This is a genomic window from Streptomyces sp. NPDC056486, from assembly GCF_042795295.1.
Classification (GTDB): domain Bacteria; phylum Actinomycetota; class Actinomycetes; order Streptomycetales; family Streptomycetaceae; genus Streptomyces.
Genome location: NZ_JBHTSF010000064.1, coordinates 1 through 17,777 on the forward strand (window position 1 = coordinate 1; position 17,777 = coordinate 17,777).

12 protein-coding genes are annotated in these 17,777 nt (G+C 70.7%); 8 read left to right on the top strand and 4 right to left on the bottom strand.

Going from position 1 to position 17,777, the window contains the following annotated elements:
- Positions 1-127: 127 nt before the first annotated feature.
- Complete coding sequence (locus tag ACFQ7F_RS24165) at positions 128-1,723, bottom strand: ferredoxin (protein WP_383273724.1); 1,596 nt, start codon at positions 1,721-1,723, stop codon at positions 128-130.
- Complete coding sequence (locus ACFQ7F_RS24170; protein ID WP_383273726.1) at positions 1,720-2,937, bottom strand: cytochrome b/b6 domain-containing protein; 1,218 nt, start codon at positions 2,935-2,937, stop codon at positions 1,720-1,722. The genes ACFQ7F_RS24165 and ACFQ7F_RS24170 overlap by 4 nt, the downstream gene beginning before the upstream one ends.
- Before the next feature lie 414 nt (positions 2,938-3,351).
- Here ACFQ7F_RS24170 and leuS point away from each other — a divergent pair, with 414 nt between their 5' ends.
- From leuS to ACFQ7F_RS24200, 6 genes are all read left to right on the top strand, one after another.
- Entirely contained in the window at positions 3,352-6,270 is a 2,919-nt protein-coding gene (gene leuS / locus ACFQ7F_RS24175) for a leucine--tRNA ligase (RefSeq protein ID WP_383273728.1), read from the top strand.
- Between the two features lie 167 nt (positions 6,271-6,437).
- Positions 6,438-7,199, top strand: coding sequence for a hypothetical protein (locus ACFQ7F_RS24180; protein ID WP_383273730.1), 762 nt, complete (start codon positions 6,438-6,440; stop codon positions 7,197-7,199).
- Positions 7,200-7,298: 99 nt separating this feature from the next.
- Complete coding sequence (locus tag ACFQ7F_RS24185; protein ID WP_383273732.1) at positions 7,299-8,144, top strand: DegV family protein; 846 nt, start codon at positions 7,299-7,301, stop codon at positions 8,142-8,144.
- A gap of 905 nt (positions 8,145-9,049) precedes the next feature.
- Entirely contained in the window at positions 9,050-9,817 is a 768-nt protein-coding gene (locus ACFQ7F_RS24190) for a helix-hairpin-helix domain-containing protein (protein WP_383273734.1), read from the top strand.
- Between the two features lie 59 nt (positions 9,818-9,876).
- Positions 9,877-12,639, top strand: coding sequence for a ComEC/Rec2 family competence protein (locus ACFQ7F_RS24195; protein ID WP_383273792.1), 2,763 nt, complete (start codon positions 9,877-9,879; stop codon positions 12,637-12,639).
- A gap of 134 nt (positions 12,640-12,773) precedes the next feature.
- Positions 12,774-13,757 (top strand): YceI family protein, encoded by a 984-nt coding sequence (locus tag ACFQ7F_RS24200; protein WP_383273794.1) that lies wholly within the window; start codon positions 12,774-12,776, stop codon positions 13,755-13,757.
- A 5-nt stretch (positions 13,758-13,762) separates the two neighbouring features.
- Here ACFQ7F_RS24200 and ACFQ7F_RS24205 read toward each other — a convergent pair whose 3' ends face one another.
- Positions 13,763-14,008, bottom strand: coding sequence for a hypothetical protein (locus tag ACFQ7F_RS24205; protein ID WP_383273736.1), 246 nt, complete (start codon positions 14,006-14,008; stop codon positions 13,763-13,765).
- 71 nt (positions 14,009-14,079) lie between these two features.
- Here ACFQ7F_RS24205 and holA point away from each other — a divergent pair, with 71 nt between their 5' ends.
- Complete coding sequence (gene holA / locus ACFQ7F_RS24210; RefSeq protein WP_383273738.1) at positions 14,080-15,063, top strand: DNA polymerase III subunit delta; 984 nt, start codon at positions 14,080-14,082, stop codon at positions 15,061-15,063.
- Positions 15,064-15,342: 279 nt separating this feature from the next.
- On the opposite strand, the gene rpsT is transcribed toward holA, so the two are convergent.
- A complete protein-coding gene (gene rpsT, locus ACFQ7F_RS24215) occupies positions 15,343-15,609 on the bottom strand; it encodes a 30S ribosomal protein S20 (protein ID WP_383273740.1) in 267 nt (88 codons plus the stop codon).
- 291 nt (positions 15,610-15,900) lie between these two features.
- On the opposite strand from rpsT, the gene lepA reads away from it, so the two are divergent.
- The gene (gene lepA, locus ACFQ7F_RS24220; RefSeq protein ID WP_383273742.1) at positions 15,901-17,772 is read left to right on the top strand and encodes a translation elongation factor 4; all 1,872 of its coding nucleotides are present in this window, start codon (positions 15,901-15,903) and stop codon (positions 17,770-17,772) included.
- Positions 17,773-17,777 lie beyond the last annotated feature (5 nt).

Genomic DNA, 17,777 nt, shown 5'->3' on the forward strand with positions numbered 1-17,777 from the left:
GTAGAGCGCCTGCATGGCATGCAGGAGGTCAGGAGTTCAATTCTCCTTAGCTCCACAGCAGATGAGAGCGGGCCACCCGGATCGGGTGGCCCGCTTTCGTGTGTCTCCTAGTGCGTCACCCGGTGGGTCACTTTCGCCCGCTGCCGAGCGCCCTGCGGCCACGGCCGCGGCCCGGCGGGAGCGCGAGCGGCAGCGCCGTGCGCGGTGCGGGGATGGACGGGTCCTCCTCGATGCGCAGGGCGAGTGCGGGGCAGCGGCGTACGGCACGTTCGGCGCGCGCTTCGGAGTAGCGCGGTACGGATGCTTCCGCCACCGCGGGGAAGCCGTCGGGGCCCAGCTGGATCAGCTCGGGGACGATGTCCGCGCACAGCCCGTGGCCCTGGCAGAGCGTCCAGTCGACGGCGAGCCTGCGGCCGCTGGGAGCCTCGGCCTGCGGTGCCTCCTCCTGGAGCGGCAGGACGCCCTCCACGGGGCGGCCGCAGCCGCCGCCGAGGACATGCGCGGCGAGGTCGTCCGTGAATGCCGAGATGCTGGAGTCGATGAAGGCCGCCGTGCCGTCGGGGTGCTTGCAGGCGCCGCGCCGCTTCACGGCCCGTGTCACCTCGCGCAGCGCCTCCAGAGCGGTGGGGCCGCCGCCGTCCAGGACGTCCGCGAGACCGCGGGCCGCCGCGGGAAGACCCAGATAGCAGGGGCCGCACTGGCCCGCGCTCTCACCGGCCAGCCAGTTCGCCACGTGCAGCGACTCCCCGAGCGGGCAGGTGCCGGGTCCGATCGGCAGGATCGCGCCCGCGCCGAGCGCGCCGCCGCAGGCCTCCAGGGAGGCGCGTGAGACGACGGCGTCGTGTGCGGTGACCGCGTCGAGCCACTTGCCGTGATAGCCGCCCGTCAGGACGCCCTGGGGGAGCGGCGGGGCACCGGCGAGCTGCAGGACGTACCGCAGGGGCACTCCCGTGGGGACCTCGACCACCATGGGCCTCGCGACGGCTCCGGAGACGGTGAGCAGCACCGTGCCCGGCTCCTCCCGCAGGCCGGTGCGGCAGTAGCGGTCGGCGCCTATCCGGGCGGCGACCGCGAGTTGCGCGAAGGTCTCCGCGTTGGACAGCAGCGTGGGCGCGCCGCCCACTCCGGAGTCGGAGGTGCGCACCTTGCGCCCCGGCGGCACCGGTGGCCCGCCGTCCGCCGAGCGCACCAGGGCCGAGGACTCTCCGGTCACCATGCGTACCGGATTGCGCTGCACGCGCGCGCGGATGGTCGATCCGCGCCGGTTGGTGAGGCCGCGCTCGGCGAGCGCGGCGAGCATCGAGGACTCGGTGGAGTCCCGTGTCACGCCCACGACGAGCGTGCGGGCGCCCAGGGCCTCGGCGGCAAGGAGAGCGCCGTCGAGGATGAGGTGCGGGGCGCGGTTGATCAGGACGGTGTCCTTGCGGCAGGCGGGTTCGTCCTCGCTGCCGTTGACGACGACCACGGGGCGCACGCCGCGACGTATCGCCGCGTCGGCGACCGAGCGCAGCTTCTTGGCGAAAGGGAAGCCCGCGCCGCCCCTGCCGCGCAGCGAGATGGCCTCGGAGAGGCCGGCGAGGGACTCGCCCGCCATGGGTTCGAGCGGGCCGTGCACCTTCAGGTGCATCGCCAGATCAAGGCGCTCGACCAGATCGAAGCCCGAGGTCAGGAGCGGAAGCCCGACGACGCGGACTTCGGGGACGTCGGGCAGCGACGCGTTCACTTGGGTCCTCCGGTGGCGGCGTTCCAGGGCTCGCCCGAGCTCGGCGCCTGGAAGGTGTGGGGCAGCGGTTCGGTGGCGGGACCGCTGTCGTACGGGGCTTGGTACGGGGCCTCGTACGGAGGGTTGTGGGCCGCGTCGTACTGAGGGTCGTACGCGGTGTCGTGGGAGCGGTAGGCGGCGTCGGGGGAGTCGTACGCCGTGGTGTGGGTGTCGTACGAGGTGTCGTACGGAATGTGCGGAGCCTCGGCCGGGGGAGGCGGGGACGGGGACGGCCAGCGGGGCGGGGGATCCATCGGGGGATCGGTGCGGGGGATGACCTCCGTGGGCTGGTTGGTGGAGGCGAGGACGCGGTAGGCCGCCGCGATGCCGACCACCGGGGGGTCGGGCACGGATTCGGGGGCACGGCCGGGATCGGCGGCCGTACCGGGGAGCGGGGACTCGGTGGTGTCCCGGCGTACGGGCTTCCTGCTGCCCGCCCTGCCCTCCGGTTCGAGGAGGGCAAAGATCCGGGCGGCCACCTTCCGCTTGACCGGCAGCGGGGACGCGCGCAACGCGACCGCACCCGCGACGGCGACCAGGCAGAGGCAGTACAGGGCGATCACCCACGGCTTGGGCGCGCGTCCCGCGTACAGGCCGTGGACAAGCGCCGAACACCAGGCGGGGTAGGCGAGCATGTGCAGCGCCCGCCAGCGCGAAGCGACCTGGGCAGGCGACGCGAAGGCGCTGCGCAGGGCCCCGGTGACGGCGGTGACGACCATGAGGAGCCCGGCGAGCGAGCCGAGGCCGATGAGGCCGTCGCTGCCGGAGAAGCCGAGCCCGAAGGGGATGAGGGCGCCGACCGGCGATACGTGGTCGAGCGCGAGTTTGACGCTGACGTGCAGCAGAAGGAACCCGATGGAGGCGACGGCGGTGGCCCGGTGCACGGCCTGGGCGAGCAGTCGCTGACGGGAGTGCAGGAAGAGCCGGTCGGTGGCGACCAGGCCCCAGACGACGGCGGCGGTCAGGGAGACCAGGGACAGGACGCCGGTGGTGAAGTCGAGGGCGGCGCGGAAGGCGTCACTCCCGACTATGACGAGCAGGGGTATGAGCAGCAGTGCGGCGGTGGTCAGGACTCCGCGCGTGGTTCTGCTCGGTTCGGGGAAGGCTGCGAACGAACGGCTCTTGCGGTTGGAGCGGTTGGTGCGGGTTTCGTGAGGAGGATTCAGAGGGTTCATGGGGGCGACTCCGAAATGGCTCGATCGCCGCATGCTAAGTGGCCGCATACCAGTGAGTACGAGGTTTGAGTTATTGCGTCGTTATCTAAACGCGACTCGATCTTGGTGTTGCCCCGATAGCGGTCGGTACGCGGAGTAACCTTTGGCCAAAGGTCGGGTTTCGGACCTCCGGTGGGCCAGGGGGTGGCCCGGAGCGGTGCGGTGGAACCTCGTCGCGGGCCGCGCGAGCGCTGCGGTACCCTGACGCCATGCGTGCCGTACGCCTTCTGCTTAGCGGGCCGCGCTGATCAGTCCCGACCGCCGGAAAATCGCGGTCGGCATCGGCGCGGCGTCCCCTCCTGTGTGAGGGGCTTTTTCATTTGGCCGGGACGGTCATTTCCGCAGGCAGAGACGATCGATGGAGCTTTGAGAATCATGAGCGAGACGAATTCTGCTGCCGCCACCGAGGTGGCCGCGCCGCACCGCTACACGGCTGCCCTGGCCGCCGAGATCGAGGCACGCTGGCAGGACTTCTGGGACGCCGACGGCACGTACGAGGCGCCGAACCCGAGCGGCGACCTGGCGGCGGCCGACGATGCGCAGGCCGCGCTGGTCGCCAAGCCCAAGAAGTTCATCATGGACATGTTCCCCTACCCCTCCGGTGCGGGCCTGCACGTCGGCCACCCGCTGGGATACATCGCCACGGACGTCTACGCGCGCTTCCAGCGCATGACGGGCCACAACGTCCTGCACACCCTGGGCTTCGACGCCTTCGGCCTGCCCGCCGAGCAGTACGCCGTACAGACGGGCACGCACCCCCGGGTCTCCACCGAGGCCAACATCGAGAACATGAAGACGCAGCTGCGCGGTCTGGGCCTGGGCCACGACAAGCGCCGTTCCTTCGCGACGATCGACCCGGACTACTACAAGTGGACCCAGTGGATCTTCGTACAGATCTTCAACTCCTGGTACGACGGAGAGGCGAAGAGGGCCCGCCCGATCGCCGACCTGGTCGCGCAGTTCGACAGCGGTGAGCGTGCCGTACCGGGCACCGGTGCCGCACCGGGCTCCACGCGCGCGTGGAGCGAGCTGACCGCCAATGAGCGCGCCGACCTGCTGAGCGAGTACCGCCTGGCGTACGCCTCTGACGCCCCCGTCAACTGGTGTCCCGGCCTGGGCACCGTCCTGGCCAACGAGGAAGTCACCGCGGACGGCCGCTCCGAGCGCGGCAACTTCCCCGTCTTCAAGGCCAAGCTGCGCCAGTGGAACATGCGCATCACCGCCTACGCGGACCGCCTGATCGACGACCTGGACGGCCTGGACTGGCCCGAGGCCATCAAGCTGCAGCAGCGCAACTGGATCGGCCGCTCCGAAGGCGCCCGCGTCGACTTCCCTGTCGGCTCCGGGGACGAGGCCATCACCGTCTTCACCACCCGCCAGGACACCCTGTTCGGCGCGACCTACATGGTCCTGGCCCCCGAGCACGAGCTGGTCGACAAGGTCGTCCCCGACGCCTGGCCCGAGGGCACCCACGAGACGTGGACCGGCGGGCACGCCACTCCGGCCGAGGCCGTCGCCAAGTACCGCGCGTTCGCCGCCTCCAAGTCCGACGTGGAGCGCCAGGCCGACGCCAAGGAGAAGACCGGCGTCTTCACCGGCGTCTACGCCACCAACCCGGTCAGCGGCGAGCAGGTCCCCGTCTTCATCGCCGACTACGTCCTGATGGGCTACGGCACCGGCGCGATCATGGCCGTCCCGGCGCACGACAACCGCGACTTCGCCTTCGCGCGCGCCTTCCACCTGCCGATGCGCTGCGTGGTCGAGCCGTCCGACGGCCGCGGCACCGACACGTCGACGTGGGACGACGCCTTCTCCTCCTACGAGGCGAAGCTGATCAACTCCGCCAACCAGGAGATCTCGCTGGACGGCATGGACGTCGCCGGCGCCAAGGCGCGCATCACCGGCTGGCTGGCCACCCGCGGCATCGGCGAGGGCACCGTCAACTTCCGCCTGCGCGACTGGCTGTTCAGCCGCCAGCGCTACTGGGGCGAGCCCTTCCCGATCGTCTACGACGAGGACGGCATCGCCCACTCGCTGCCCGAGTCGATGCTGCCCCTGGAGCTGCCGGAGGTCGACGACTACTCCCCGCGCACCTTCGACCCGGGCGACGCGGACACCTCTCCGGAGACGCCCCTGTCCCGCAACGAGGACTGGGTCAACGTCACCCTGGACCTGGGCGACGGCCCCAAGAAGTACCGCCGCGAGACCAACACGATGCCCAACTGGGCCGGTTCGTGCTGGTACGAGCTGCGTTACCTGGACCCGCACAACGACCAGAAGCTGGTCGACCCGGCCATCGAGCAGTACTGGATGGGTCCGCGCGAGGGTCAGCCGACGGGCGGCGTCGACCTGTACGTCGGCGGCGCCGAGCACGCGGTGCTGCACCTGCTGTACGCCCGCTTCTGGTCGAAGGTGCTGTTCGACCTGGGGCACATCTCGTCCTGCGAGCCGTTCCACAAGCTGTTCAACCAGGGCATGATCCAGGCCTACGTGTACCGCGACAGCCGTGGCTTCCCGGTCCAGGCCACCGAGGTCGAGGAGCGCGACGGCCAGTACTTCTTCGAGGGCGAGCCGGTCAAGCGCGAGCTGGGCAAGATGGGCAAGTCCCTGAAGAACGCGGTCACTCCGGACGAGATCTGCGAGGAGTACGGCGCGGACACCCTGCGTCTGTACGAGATGGCGATGGGCCCGCTGGACGTCTCGCGCCCGTGGGACACGCGTGCCGTGGTCGGCCAGTACCGACTGCTGCAGCGCATGTGGCGTCTGATCGTCGACGAGTCGACCGGTGAGGTGACGGTCGCGGACGCCGCGGAGTCCGACATCGCCGATGGCACGCTGCGCGCCCTGCACAAGGCGATCGACGGCGTGCGCCAGGACCTGGACGGCCTGCGGTTCAACACCGCCATCGCCAAGATCACCGAGCTGAACAACTACCTGACCAAGGAAGGCGGCTCGCTGCCGCGCTCGGTCGCCGAGCGCCTGGTGCTGCTGATCGCCCCGCTGGCTCCGCACGTCGGTGAGGAGCTGTGGCGCAAGCTGGGCCACACCGACTCGGTCGTCCACCAGGACTTCCCCGTGGCCGACCCGGCGTACGTCGTGGACGAGACCGTGACCTGCGTCGTGCAGATCAAGGGCAAGGTCAGGGCGCGCCTGGAGGTCTCCCCGTCGATCACGGACGAGGAGCTGGAGAAGGTGGCCCTGGGTGACGAGAGGGTTCTGGCGGCGCTGGACGGTGCCGGGATCCGCAAGATCATCGTGCGGGCACCGAAGCTGGTGAACATCGTTCCGGCCTAGGCGGACATCGTTCCGGCCTAGAGGTACGCGGTAGGGGCTGCGCGAGGGGACGTGAGGGTAGTCCCCTACGGGCAGGTTGGGGGTTCTGCCGGAACCCTCGGCCTGCCCTTTGCGTTTACCGTGGAAGGGTCGGTGCGGAACTCGCCGCAGGACCCGGGAGGAGCGTCATGGAAGCCGTGGGCGTGATCGTGGCGCTGCTCGTAGTGCTGTTTCTGGTCTTTGGTGTGTACATGACGGTGAAGGCGGTCGGTGCCGCCAAGCGCGGTGTGGACCGCACGATCTCGCAGGCGCGCCGGTCGGTGGAGGACACGACGCTGCGCGCGAGGAGCTTCGCGCAGGTGGGCCCGGCCGCCGAAGTGGCCCAGCTGAGGCTCTCGTTGCGTACGTCGATGCGGGCCACACAGGACGCCCTGCAGGCGGGTGTCGTGGAAGACGTCTCGCTGAAGGAGTCCCTGGGGCTCTTCGAGCGGCTGAGCGCGCACGGGCACGAGCTGGACGAAGAGCTCAGGCGCCTTGAGCGGGACCCGGACAAGAAGGCCCTGGCCCAGCGGCTCCCCGCGCTGCGCGAGCGTACGACGCAGATCACGAAGTCGGCGGACTCGCTGCGGTGGGCGGTGCGCGAAAGGGCCCACCGTTTCGCGGACGACGATCTGGAATCGCTGAGCTCGCAGATCGACCTGGAGACGGGCGCCCTGCGGCACTGGACGAAGGAACCGGCGCCCACACAGACCCCCGCCGCGTGGCCCGAGCCCGAGCAGGCGGACGTGGGCAAGGGGGCGGAGCAGACGTGGACGGAGCCGTCGGAGCCGTCGGAGCCGTCGGAGCAGCCGAAGTCGTCGGGGGAGCAGGCGCGGCCCGCCATCACTCCGCCGGCGGCGCGACCCTCCTATCCCTGGGAGAAGCAGGCCAGGCCCGAGAGCACGACGTGACCGCGCGGGCCGTGCGGCAGAGCCCGGAGCGCGACTGGCAGACTGGGCCGCAAGGGGTCGGGCTGCCGCCGTCGGGCCCAGGCAGGTAACCTCCACCGCATGTCCCGTCATGTCGCGATCGTCACGGATTCAACGGCCTATCTGCCGCAGCGGACGACGGAGCGGCACGGCATCACGTCGGTACCCCTGACCGTGGTCCTCGGCGACCAGGCACTCGAAGAGGGCACCGAGATCTCCGCCCGCTCCCTGGCTCTGGCGCTGCAGAAACGGCGCTCCGTGACCACCTCGCGGCCGAGCCCGGAAGTCTTCGCTCAGACCTATCGCAAGGTCGCCGAATCGGGTGCGACGGACATCGTCTCGCTGCATCTGTCCGCCGAGTTCTCGGGCACGTACGACGCGGCGGTCCTCGCGGCGAAGGGTGCGCCGGTGCCCGTGCGGGTGGTGGACACCGGCATGGTCGCGATGGCCCTGGGCTTCTGCGCGCTCGCGGCGGCAGAGGCTGCCGAGTCGGGCGGCTCGGTGGACGAGGCGGTGACCGCGGCGGAGAAGCGGGCCGCGAACACGTCCGCGTACTTCTACGTCGACACGCTGGACTATCTCCGCCGGGGCGGCCGGATCGGTGCGGCACAGGCGCTGTTGGGCTCGGCCCTTGCCGTGAAGCCGCTGCTTCAGCTGGACGGCGGGCGCATCGAGATGCTGGAGAAGGTGCGGACGGCGTCCAAGGCGATCGCCCGCCTCGAGGAGATCGTGATCGAGCGGGCAGGCGCGGACCGCGTCGACATCGCGGTGCATCATCTGGCGGCGCCCGAACGCGCCTCGACCCTCGCGGACCGGCTCAGGGACCGGGTGCCCGGCCTTGCGGAGCTGCACGTCAGCGAGGTCGGGGCGGTGATCGGGGCGCATACGGGGCCCGGGTTGCTGGGGGCTGTGGTCTCGCCCTGGTGAGGGTGAGGGGGCAGGTTTGTTTCTCTCATGGTCACTCATGGTCGCTCTTGCGAGTGACGGGCTTATCCACAACTGCCCGGTAATCCACGGGAATTGACCAAGATCAACAAGATTCTGCCGCGGTGTCTAGCGTCGTCGGCATGGCACTTCGATCACTTTCACGGACACCTGCCGCCACGAGTGGACCGGGGCGCGGCCCCGCATCCGACGGTCGCGTCGCTGACGGCCGCGCTGCTGACGGCTCCGACCGATATCGCCACGCTCGCAGGAGGGCGGCAAGGCGCAGACACGCTTCGGGGGAGGCGCGGGCGCTGGCGTTACGACAGCGCGCGGAGTCACTCTTCACCGAGCTTGAACGGGGTAGTGGCGGAGGGGGGTTGGAGGGCGCGAGGCGGACGCAGGGTCAGGGTTGGCTGGTCCCGCAGCCGCAGCCGCAGCCGCAGGCATTTCGGCCGCCGGAGGCTGTGACGGCGCCGCATCCGGAGCGGCAGGGCACGCGATGGCGTCAGCCGATGCTGGAGGATGCGGGGCAGGGGCAGGGGCAGGGGCAGACGCAGGCCGGGCCGCTGCCGCGGGACATGCGGCCGTATCGGTCGGCGGTGCAGCAGTCGGGGGCTGTACCGCATTCGCAGGCCGTTCGTCCCTCAAGGGCTGTGTCACGGGCTGTGTCGCGGCCCGAGGCTGCGGCGGTGACGTCATCTCCGGCGCGGGATGCCCGGCGGCGTCGGGCCGTGCCGCAGGTGCAGGACGTTGCAGTGGCTCAGGCGCAGCAGCAGGTCGTGCCGCCCTCACGGGTCGTGCCGCGACCTCAGCCGGTGTCGCAGTCCCGGGCTCAGGCACAGTCCCGGGCTCAGGCACAGCCCCGGGATCAGGCTCAGCCCCGGGCTCAGGCTCAGCAACAACCGGTGCCGCCCGCGGCCGGTGGCGAGTTCGTGGCGCCGTTGTGGGGGCGGGTGCGGCTTGCCGTGCGGGAGCGGTTGCCATTGTGGCTGCAACTGCGGTGCGGTCTAGAGCGGCGGAGTCTGGTCGCCCTCGCGGTGGTCCTCGTCCTTGCCGCGGTCTTCGCCGCCCAGCACTTCTGGGCAGGGCGTACGCAGCCGGTGCGGGCGCCGGACGTGGTCGGTGCGGCGCCCGATCGGGTCGGGGAGCCGTCTCCGTCCCCGGGAGCCCCGCCTCCTCCGGAGGGCGGTGGCCGACCGGCGGCAGGCGCAGGCGGTGTGCCCGGTGCGAGCGGCGGCGGGATCGTCGTGGACGTCAGCGGCAAAGTCCGCAGCCCCGGGATTCTGCGGCTGCCCGCGGGTTCCCGGGTGGCCGACGCGCTGAAGGCCGCGGGCGGGGTCCGCCCCGGCGCGGACACGGACGGCCTCAACCGTGCCCGCCTGCTCATCGATGGCGAGCAGGTGGCCGTGGGCGCTCCGGCGGCGGCTCCTGCGGTGCCTGGCGCGGAGGCGGGCGCCGGGCCGACGGGAGCGACTCCCGCCGCGCAGGTCGGCCTCAACACGGCCACGGCCGAGCAGCTCGACGAGCTGCCGGGCGTGGGGCCCGTGCTGGCCGAGCACATCATCGACTACCGCACGGAACACGGTGGCTTCCGCTCGGTGGACGAACTGCGCGAGGTCAACGGAATCGGCGACAAGCGCTACGCCGACCTGCAGAATCTCGTGCGGCCATGAGGCCGAGGAGTCGGGCGGCCGATGCGAGGAGTCGGGCGGCCGAGGTGTCCCGAGCCTCAATGGTCCCGGACCACACCACCGTTGACACCCCGCCCGGGGGTCGGCTCGGGGACGCTCACCCTCGCCAGGAGGGCCCGCTGGACCTGCGCCTCGTGCCACCGGCCCTCGCGGCCTGGGCAACGGCGGCCCTGGCGCTGGATGCCCCGCCCCGCTGGGTGATCGCAGCCGTGGCGGTCTGTGTGGGGGTGGCAGGCGCCCTGTTGGTGACGTGGACGGTGCGGGGGCGGTCGGCGGATGGAGAGGGGCGGGAGCCACTAGAACCACCGGAGCTACCCGAGCCGCCAGAGCCGTCGGACCCACCAGCGCCACCCGCGCCACCAGAGCCACCAGCGCCACCGGAGTCACCGGATGCCCCGGGGCGGCGGGAGCGGCCCTGGCGGCGGGTCTCGGCGGCGACGGTTCTCCTCTGTGCCGCGGCAGGGGCTACCTCCGCGGCGCTGCACGGGGCCGACCTGCACCGGGGACCGGTCCCTGCCCTGGCCCGCCAATACTCCGAGGCGGAGGTCGAGTTGGAGGTCACGTCCGACCCCCGGCTCACCCGGCCCCGCGTCCCGGGAGCTCGGGCCCTGCCGCCCTCCGTCATGCTGGACGCGGAGATCGTCCGAGTCACGATGCATGACGGCAAGACCTCTGTCACCCGCACCCCGGTCCTGGTCTTTGCAGAGGGCGGGGATGGGGACGGGGACGGGCGTGGGCAGGGGAGCGGGGCCGGCGACGGGGATGCCGCCGACGGGAAATCCGCCGACGGGGAATCCGTCGGCCCCTGGAGCAAGGCGCGCTGGCTCGCGCTCCTGCCTTCGACCAGGCTGCGCGTCCGGGCGGGCCTGTCGCCTCCCTTGCCGCAAAGTGACCGCATCGCGGCGGTGGTGCGAGTGGCCGGAGAGCAGACACCGCGGGTGATCGAGGCGCCGTCGGGGCCGCAGCGCATGGCGGGACGGTTGCGGGGCGGGCTGCGGGAGGCCACTGATGGGTTGCCGCCCGATGCCCGGGCACTGTTGCCCGGCCTTGTGGTCGGGGACACCTCCCGCGTGCCGCCCGAGCTGGAAGAGGCCTTCAGGGCAACTGACCTGACGCACCTCCTGGCTGTGAGTGGGGCGAATCTCACGATCGTCCTCGCGCTGCTCATCGGCCCGCCGGGCCTCGCTCAGCGCGCCGAGCGGCGGGGTATCGCACCCCGCCTCGGGATCCCGCTGCGGGCGACCGCGCTGATCGGCGGCGCCCTCACTCTCGGCTTCGTCATCGTCTGCCGACCGGACCCGAGCGTGCTGCGGGCCGCGGCCTGCGGGGTGATCGCGTTGCTCGCCATCGGTACGGGACGGCGTCGGTCGCTGATTCCTGCCCTGGCCGCAGCCGTACTGCTGCTGGTCCTTTACGACCCGTGGCTGGCCCGCAGCCCCGGCTTTCTGCTCTCTGTCCTTGCCACCGGCGCCCTGCTCACCCTCGCCCCGAGGTGGAGCGCCGCCCTTCAAAGACGCAGAGTTCCCCCGCGCCTGGCCGAGGCGTTGGCCGCCGCGGGCGCCGCGCAGGCGGTGTGCGCGCCGGTCGTCGCCGTCATCGCGGCACGGGTGAGCCTGGTGGCGATCCCCTGCAACCTCCTCGCGGAGGTGGCTGTCGCGCCCGCCACAGTCCTTGGCTTCGCCACACTCGCGACGGCTCCGTTGGCCATGCCGGTCGCCAAGTTTGTCGCATGGTGGGCGAGTTGGCCGGCCGCGTGGATCGCTGACATCGCCCGCACGGGTGCGGCTCTGCCGGGGAGCGGAGTCGACTGGCCCGGTGGCTGGCGTGGCGGTCTGTTGCTCGCCCTGGCCACGGTCGGTGTGGTGCTGGTCGGCCGCAGGCTCGTCAGGCACCCCTGGCTCAGCGCGGCCTGTGCCCTGCTGCTCCTCCTCGCGATCGTGCAACCCCCGCCCCTCGTCCGGGTGATCGCGGGCTGGCCGCCGCCGGGCTGGCGGTTTGCCATGTGCGACGTGGGTCAGGGGGATGCCACCGTGCTCGCCGCCGGTGACGGGGCGGGAGTGGTCGTCGACGCGGGTCCTGACCCGGTGCTAGTGGACCGCTGTCTGCGTTCGCTCGGCGTGACCCGTGTACCGCTCGTCCTGCTGACCCACTTTCACGCGGACCACGTGGCGGGCCTGCCGGGCGTGCTGCGGGGGCGTTCGGTGGGGGCGATCCAGACGACGGGGTATCAAGAGCCACCCGAGCAGGCGCGGTTCGTACGTGACCAGGCGGCCGCCCATCGAATTCCGGTGACCCGCGCCGTGGCGGGGGAGCGGCGCCGTGCCGGTGGCGGCGCACTCGACTGGCAGGTGCTCTGGCCGGTGGCGGAGGGCCCGGGACAGGTGTCGGCTCCCGACGGCCCGAACGACGCCAGCGTCACCCTGCTCGTCCGTGCCAAGGGGGTGACCCTGCTGCTGCTCGGCGATCTGGAGCCGCCCGCTCAGCGAGCCCTGTCGCGCACACCGGCCGCGGCGGCGCTGCCACCCGTGGACGTGCTCAAGGTCGCCCACCACGGCTCGGCGTATCAGGACCCCGGACTTATGCGGCGGACCGCGCCGCGCCTCGCTCTCATTTCCTGCGGCAGGGACAACTCATACGGACACCCGGCGCCCCGCACGGTCGCGGCGTTGCGGGCCGGGGGAGCGGAGGTACTGCGGACGGACACGAACGGCTCGATCGCGGTCGTCGGGCCGACCGGCGGATCGGCGGCTCAGGCGGTGGGCGGAGCGGCTCCGACGCTGGAGGTGGCCACGCGACCGCCCTGACGAGACGCCGGGTCGAGGTCGTCGGACTCAACCGAATTGCAGCGAAGTGGGTTCGTGTTGCATCGAATGCCGCAACGGTGATCGAATGCCCCTTCGGGATATGAGTTGTCAAGGTGCGCGGGGGTGTGTCGCATATGTTCGGCCGTTGGCTGGGAGACCGCAGGAACCGAGCCGGTCGGACCGATCGAGCCGGTCGGACCGATCGGGCCGGTGGGGCAGGACGAGCCGGTGGGGCAGGACTGGCGGGTCGGCCAGGACTGGCGGGCCGGGCAGCACGGGTCGGAGGGCCCTTGTCCGCCGTGGCGGTTCCGCCCCATGCGGGCGTGCTCAGCTGCCGGGTGCTCGATCCCGTCAATGAGCCCGTGCGGCACGCGGAGTTCGCGGTCAGCGATGCCATGGGGCGCAAGGTCGTCGGCGGGGGCCTCGACCCGTTCGGTTCGTTCGTCGCGACTGTTCCGGCCGGGGACTACCGCCTGGCGGTCTCGGCGGAGGGTTTCACTCCGTACCGGGCGAACGCCACGGTCGGGGAGAGCGCGCACGCCTCGCTCGGTGACGTCATGCTCCAGATAGCTCGGCCCCCGGCGCTGCCCGAGCCCGGTGACTGGGAGCTCGACCCCCTGCACTCGTCGGTCGCCTTCTCCGCGCGGCACATCGGGCTTGCCCGTATCCACGGCCGGTTCAACAGCTTCGCGGGCGCCATACGGCTGGGGGAGCGTATGGAGGACTCCGCGATGCATGTCGTCATCGACGCCGCCTCCATCGACACCGCGGTGAAGATGCGGGACGACCACCTGCGATCCGGTGACTTCCTCGACGTGGAGCGTTTCCCGACGATGGAGTTCTACAGCGACCGTTTTGTGCACAAGGGCGGCAGCCGTTGGGCGATCACGGGCGGCCTCACGCTGCACGGCGTGACGCGTACGGTCACGCTCGAGACGGAGTACCTCGGGGTGGGCCACGGCCTGGAGGGTGAGACCCGCGTCGCCTGCCGCGCCTCCACCGAGCTGCACCGCGACGACTTCACGATCAACTGGCAGACGATGCTGGCCCGCGGCATCGCGGCGGTCGGCCCCAGCATCACGATCGACCTCGACATCCAGGTCCTGCCCAAGAGCTGACGCCGTCAGGGGGCCTCGAGCCAGCCCTCGTGTTCCGCCGCCAGTTCATCGAGCGCCGTGCGGTCGAGGCGCCGCTCGGGGTCCTCGACCACGACCAGCCACTGGGCGTCCTCGGCGTCGTCCTCGCCGGCCAGGGCGTCACGGACGAGTTGAGGCTGCTCACGCACGCCGAAACGGTCGGGGAGTTCTTCCGCCACTTCTTCCGCGGTATCGCGGTCGGGCAGCACCAGGACATGTCGTACGTCGGTCACCTCCCCATTCTCCGGTATGGGGCGGGCTGCACGGGACTCGCTGTCAGTGCCGCGTGGGATGCTTTACCGCGATGGCCAGGAAGACAGATACCGCCGACCCGCTCGCTCCTCTCACGCTCGCCGTGGGCCAGGAGGACCTCCTCCTCGACCGCGCCGTGCAGCAGGTGGTCGCGGCCGCCCGTGCCGCCGACGCGGACACGGATGTGCGCGACCTCACCTCCGACCAGCTGCAGCCCGGCACGCTCGCCGAGCTGACAAGCCCCTCGCTCTTCGCCGAGCGCAAGGTCGTGGTCGTACGCAACGCGCAGGATCTGTCGGCCGACACGGTCAAGGACGTGAAGGCGTATCTCGGGTCGCCGGCCGAGGAGATCACCCTTGTCCTGCTGCACGCGGGCGGGGCCAAGGGCAAGGCGTTGCTCGACGCCGCCCGCAAGGCGGGGGCCCGTGAGGTCGCCTGCCCCAAGATGACCAAGGCCTCGGACCGGCTCTCGTTCGTACGGAGCGAGTTCCGCGCCCTGGGCCGTTCGGCGACGCCGGAAGCGTGCCAGGCCCTGGTCGACTCGATCGGCAGTGATCTGCGGGAGCTCGCGGCGGCGGTGTCCCAGCTGGTCGCGGACGTCGAGGGCACGATCGACGAGGCGGTCGTCGGCCGCTATTACACGGGCCGCGCCGAGGCCTCCAGCTTCACCGTGGCCGACCGTGCCGTGGAGGGCCGGGCCGCCGAAGCGCTCGAGGCGTTGCGCTGGTCCCTGTCGACCGGCGTCGCCCCCGTCCTGATCACCAGCGCGCTTGCACAGGCCGTGCGGGCGATCGGGAAGCTCTCCTCCGCGCGGGGCGGGCGGCCTGCCGACCTCGCCCGTGAGCTGGGCATGCCGCCCTGGAAGATCGACCGGGTTCGGCAGCAGATGCGGGGCTGGACGCCCGACGGGGTGGCCACCGCGCTCACCGCTGTCGCGGCGGCCGATGCGGGGGTCAAGGGGGGCGGGGACGATCCGGAGTACGCCCTGGAGAAGGCCGTCGTGGCCGTCGCCCGCGCGGCGAGGGCGCGTCGCTGAGACTGCGCCGATATACCGGTCGGTGTGCCGCTCGGAGCCTGCGGGTAGGTCGTGGCTGGTCGCGCAGTTCCCCGCGCCCCTGAAGGGGCACGCCCCCGCAGCTGACTCCCCGCGCCCCTGACGGGCCTCGTCCCCGGACACAGCAATGCCCCCGGAGTGGGCCGGGGGCATCGTCGCAGCGTGGCGTACTGCGTGGTCTGTCCGCGATTCGAGGTAGAGGGCTCGAATTACCCTCGCGGTGAGGATTGATCAGCGCCCCGGCGAGCCGGGGCAAGGGCTTCAGCTCTGGAGGGTCGCGACCTTCGAAGCAAGCGCCGACTTCTTGTTGGCGGCCTGGTTCTTGTGGATGACGCCCTTGGAGACGGCCTTGTCGAGCTCGCGCGAAGCAACGCGCGTGGCCTCGACGGCCTTCTGGGTGTCACCCGCGGCAACGGCCTCGCGGGCCTTGCGGATCGCGGTCTTCAGAGAAGACTTGACCGCCTTGTTGCGCTGACGCGCCTTCTCGTTGGTCTTGATCCGCTTGATCTGGGACTTGATGTTCGCCACGAAAGAGCCTTTTCAGGTTCAGGTTCTGCAGAGGTACTGCAGATGAGTTTGTTTGACACGTGCCTCAGGGCCATCAGAACCGCGAGGGGCCGAGAGGGTCAGGAGACACAGCTGCCCAGATTACCAGCAGCCCCACGACCGACCCAATCCGGTCTCGTCCCGGTTACGTCCCGGGCTCGTCTCCCCACCCTGACCTGCCCGATCCGGGTCCAGTGCCCCACCCGTGGGACCATGGAATCTACGTATAGATCCGACCCGAGGCGACAGGCGCCTCAAGAGACAGGACCCTGCGTGCCCGCGACCCCTAAAAATGTGCCCGAGCCGAGCCGTACCGACCCGGCTCTGATCCGTAATTTCTGCATCATCGCGCACATCGACCACGGCAAGTCCACGCTCGCCGACCGCATGCTCCAGCTGACCGGTGTGGTCGACCAGCGGCAGATGCGCGCCCAGTACCTCGACCGCATGGACATCGAGCGTGAGCGCGGCATCACGATCAAGTCCCAGGCGGTGCGTCTGCCCTGGGCCCCCACGGAGGGGCCCGAGCAGAGCAAGACCCACATTCTCAACATGATCGACACCCCGGGGCACGTGGACTTCACGTACGAGGTGTCGCGCTCGCTTGCGGCATGTGAGGGCACGGTCCTCCTCGTCGACGCGGCGCAGGGCATCGAGGCGCAGACTCTCGCCAACCTCTACCTGGCGATGGAGAACGACCTCAAGATCGTTCCGGTGCTGAACAAGATCGACCTGCCGGCCGCCCAGCCGGAGAAGTTCTCGGAGGAGCTCGCCAACCTCATCGGCTGCGACCCTGACGACGTCCTTAAGGTCTCCGCGAAGACCGGCATGGGCGTCGAGGCGCTGCTCGACAAGGTCGTCGCCGAGGTTCCGCCGCCGGTCGGTGTCGCGGACGCGTCCGCGCGCGCGATGATCTTCGACTCCGTGTACGACTCCTACCGCGGCGTCGTGACGTACGTACGTGTCGTCGACGGTCAGCTCAACAAGCGTGAGCGGATCCGGATGATGTCCACCGGGGCCACGCACGAGCTGCTCGAGATCGGTGTGTCGTCCCCCGAGATGACCCCGTCCGACGGCATCGGCGTCGGCGAGGTGGGCTACATCATCACCGGCGTGAAGGACGTCCGTCAGTCCAAGGTCGGTGACACGATCACCTCCCTGCACAAGGGCGCGACCGAGGCCCTCGGCGGTTACAAGGACCCCAAGCCGATGGTGTTCTCGGGTCTCTATCCGCTGGACGGCTCGGAGTACCCGGACCTGCGCGAGGCCCTCGACAAGCTGCAGCTCAACGACGCCGCTCTCGTCTACGAGCCGGAGACCTCGGCCGCGCTCGGCTTCGGCTTCCGCGTGGGCTTCCTGGGGCTTCTCCACCTCGACGTGATCCGTGAGCGCCTCGAGCGCGAGTTCGGGCTCGACCTGATCGCCACCGCCCCCAACGTGGTCTACCGCGTGGACATGGAGGACGGCACCGAGCACACGGTCACCAACCCGAGCGAGTTCCCCGAGGGCAAGATCGACAAGGTCTTCGAGCCCGTCGTGCGCGCCACTCTCCTCGCGCCGAGCGAGTTCATCGGCTCGATCATGGAGCTGTGCCAGACCCGTCGCGGCACTCTCCTCGGCATGGACTACCTCTCCGAGGACCGGGTGGAGATCCGCTACACCCTCCCCCTCGCCGAGATCGTCTTCGACTTCTTCGACCAGCTGAAGTCCAAGACCCGCGGTTACGCGTCCCTGGACTACGAGCCCACCGGCGAGCAGTCCGCCGACCTGGTGAAGGTCGACATCCTGCTGCACGGCGACCGGGTCGACGCGTTCTCCGCCGTCACGCACAAGGACGCCGCGTACGCGTACGGCGTGCGCCTGGTGGCCAAGCTGCGGGAGCTCATCCCGCGGCAGGCCTTCGAGATCCCCATTCAGGCCGCCATCGGCTCCCGGGTCATCTCCCGCGAGACCATCCGCGCCATCCGTAAGGATGTACTCGCCAAGTGCTACGGCGGTGACATCTCCCGTAAGCGCAAGCTGCTCGAGAAGCAGAAGGAGGGCAAGAAGCGCATGAAGATGGTCGGCTCCGTCGAGGTGCCGCAGGAAGCCTTCATCGCGGTGCTCTCCAGCGACGACAGCGGTCCGGGCAAGGCGAAGAAGTAACTCTG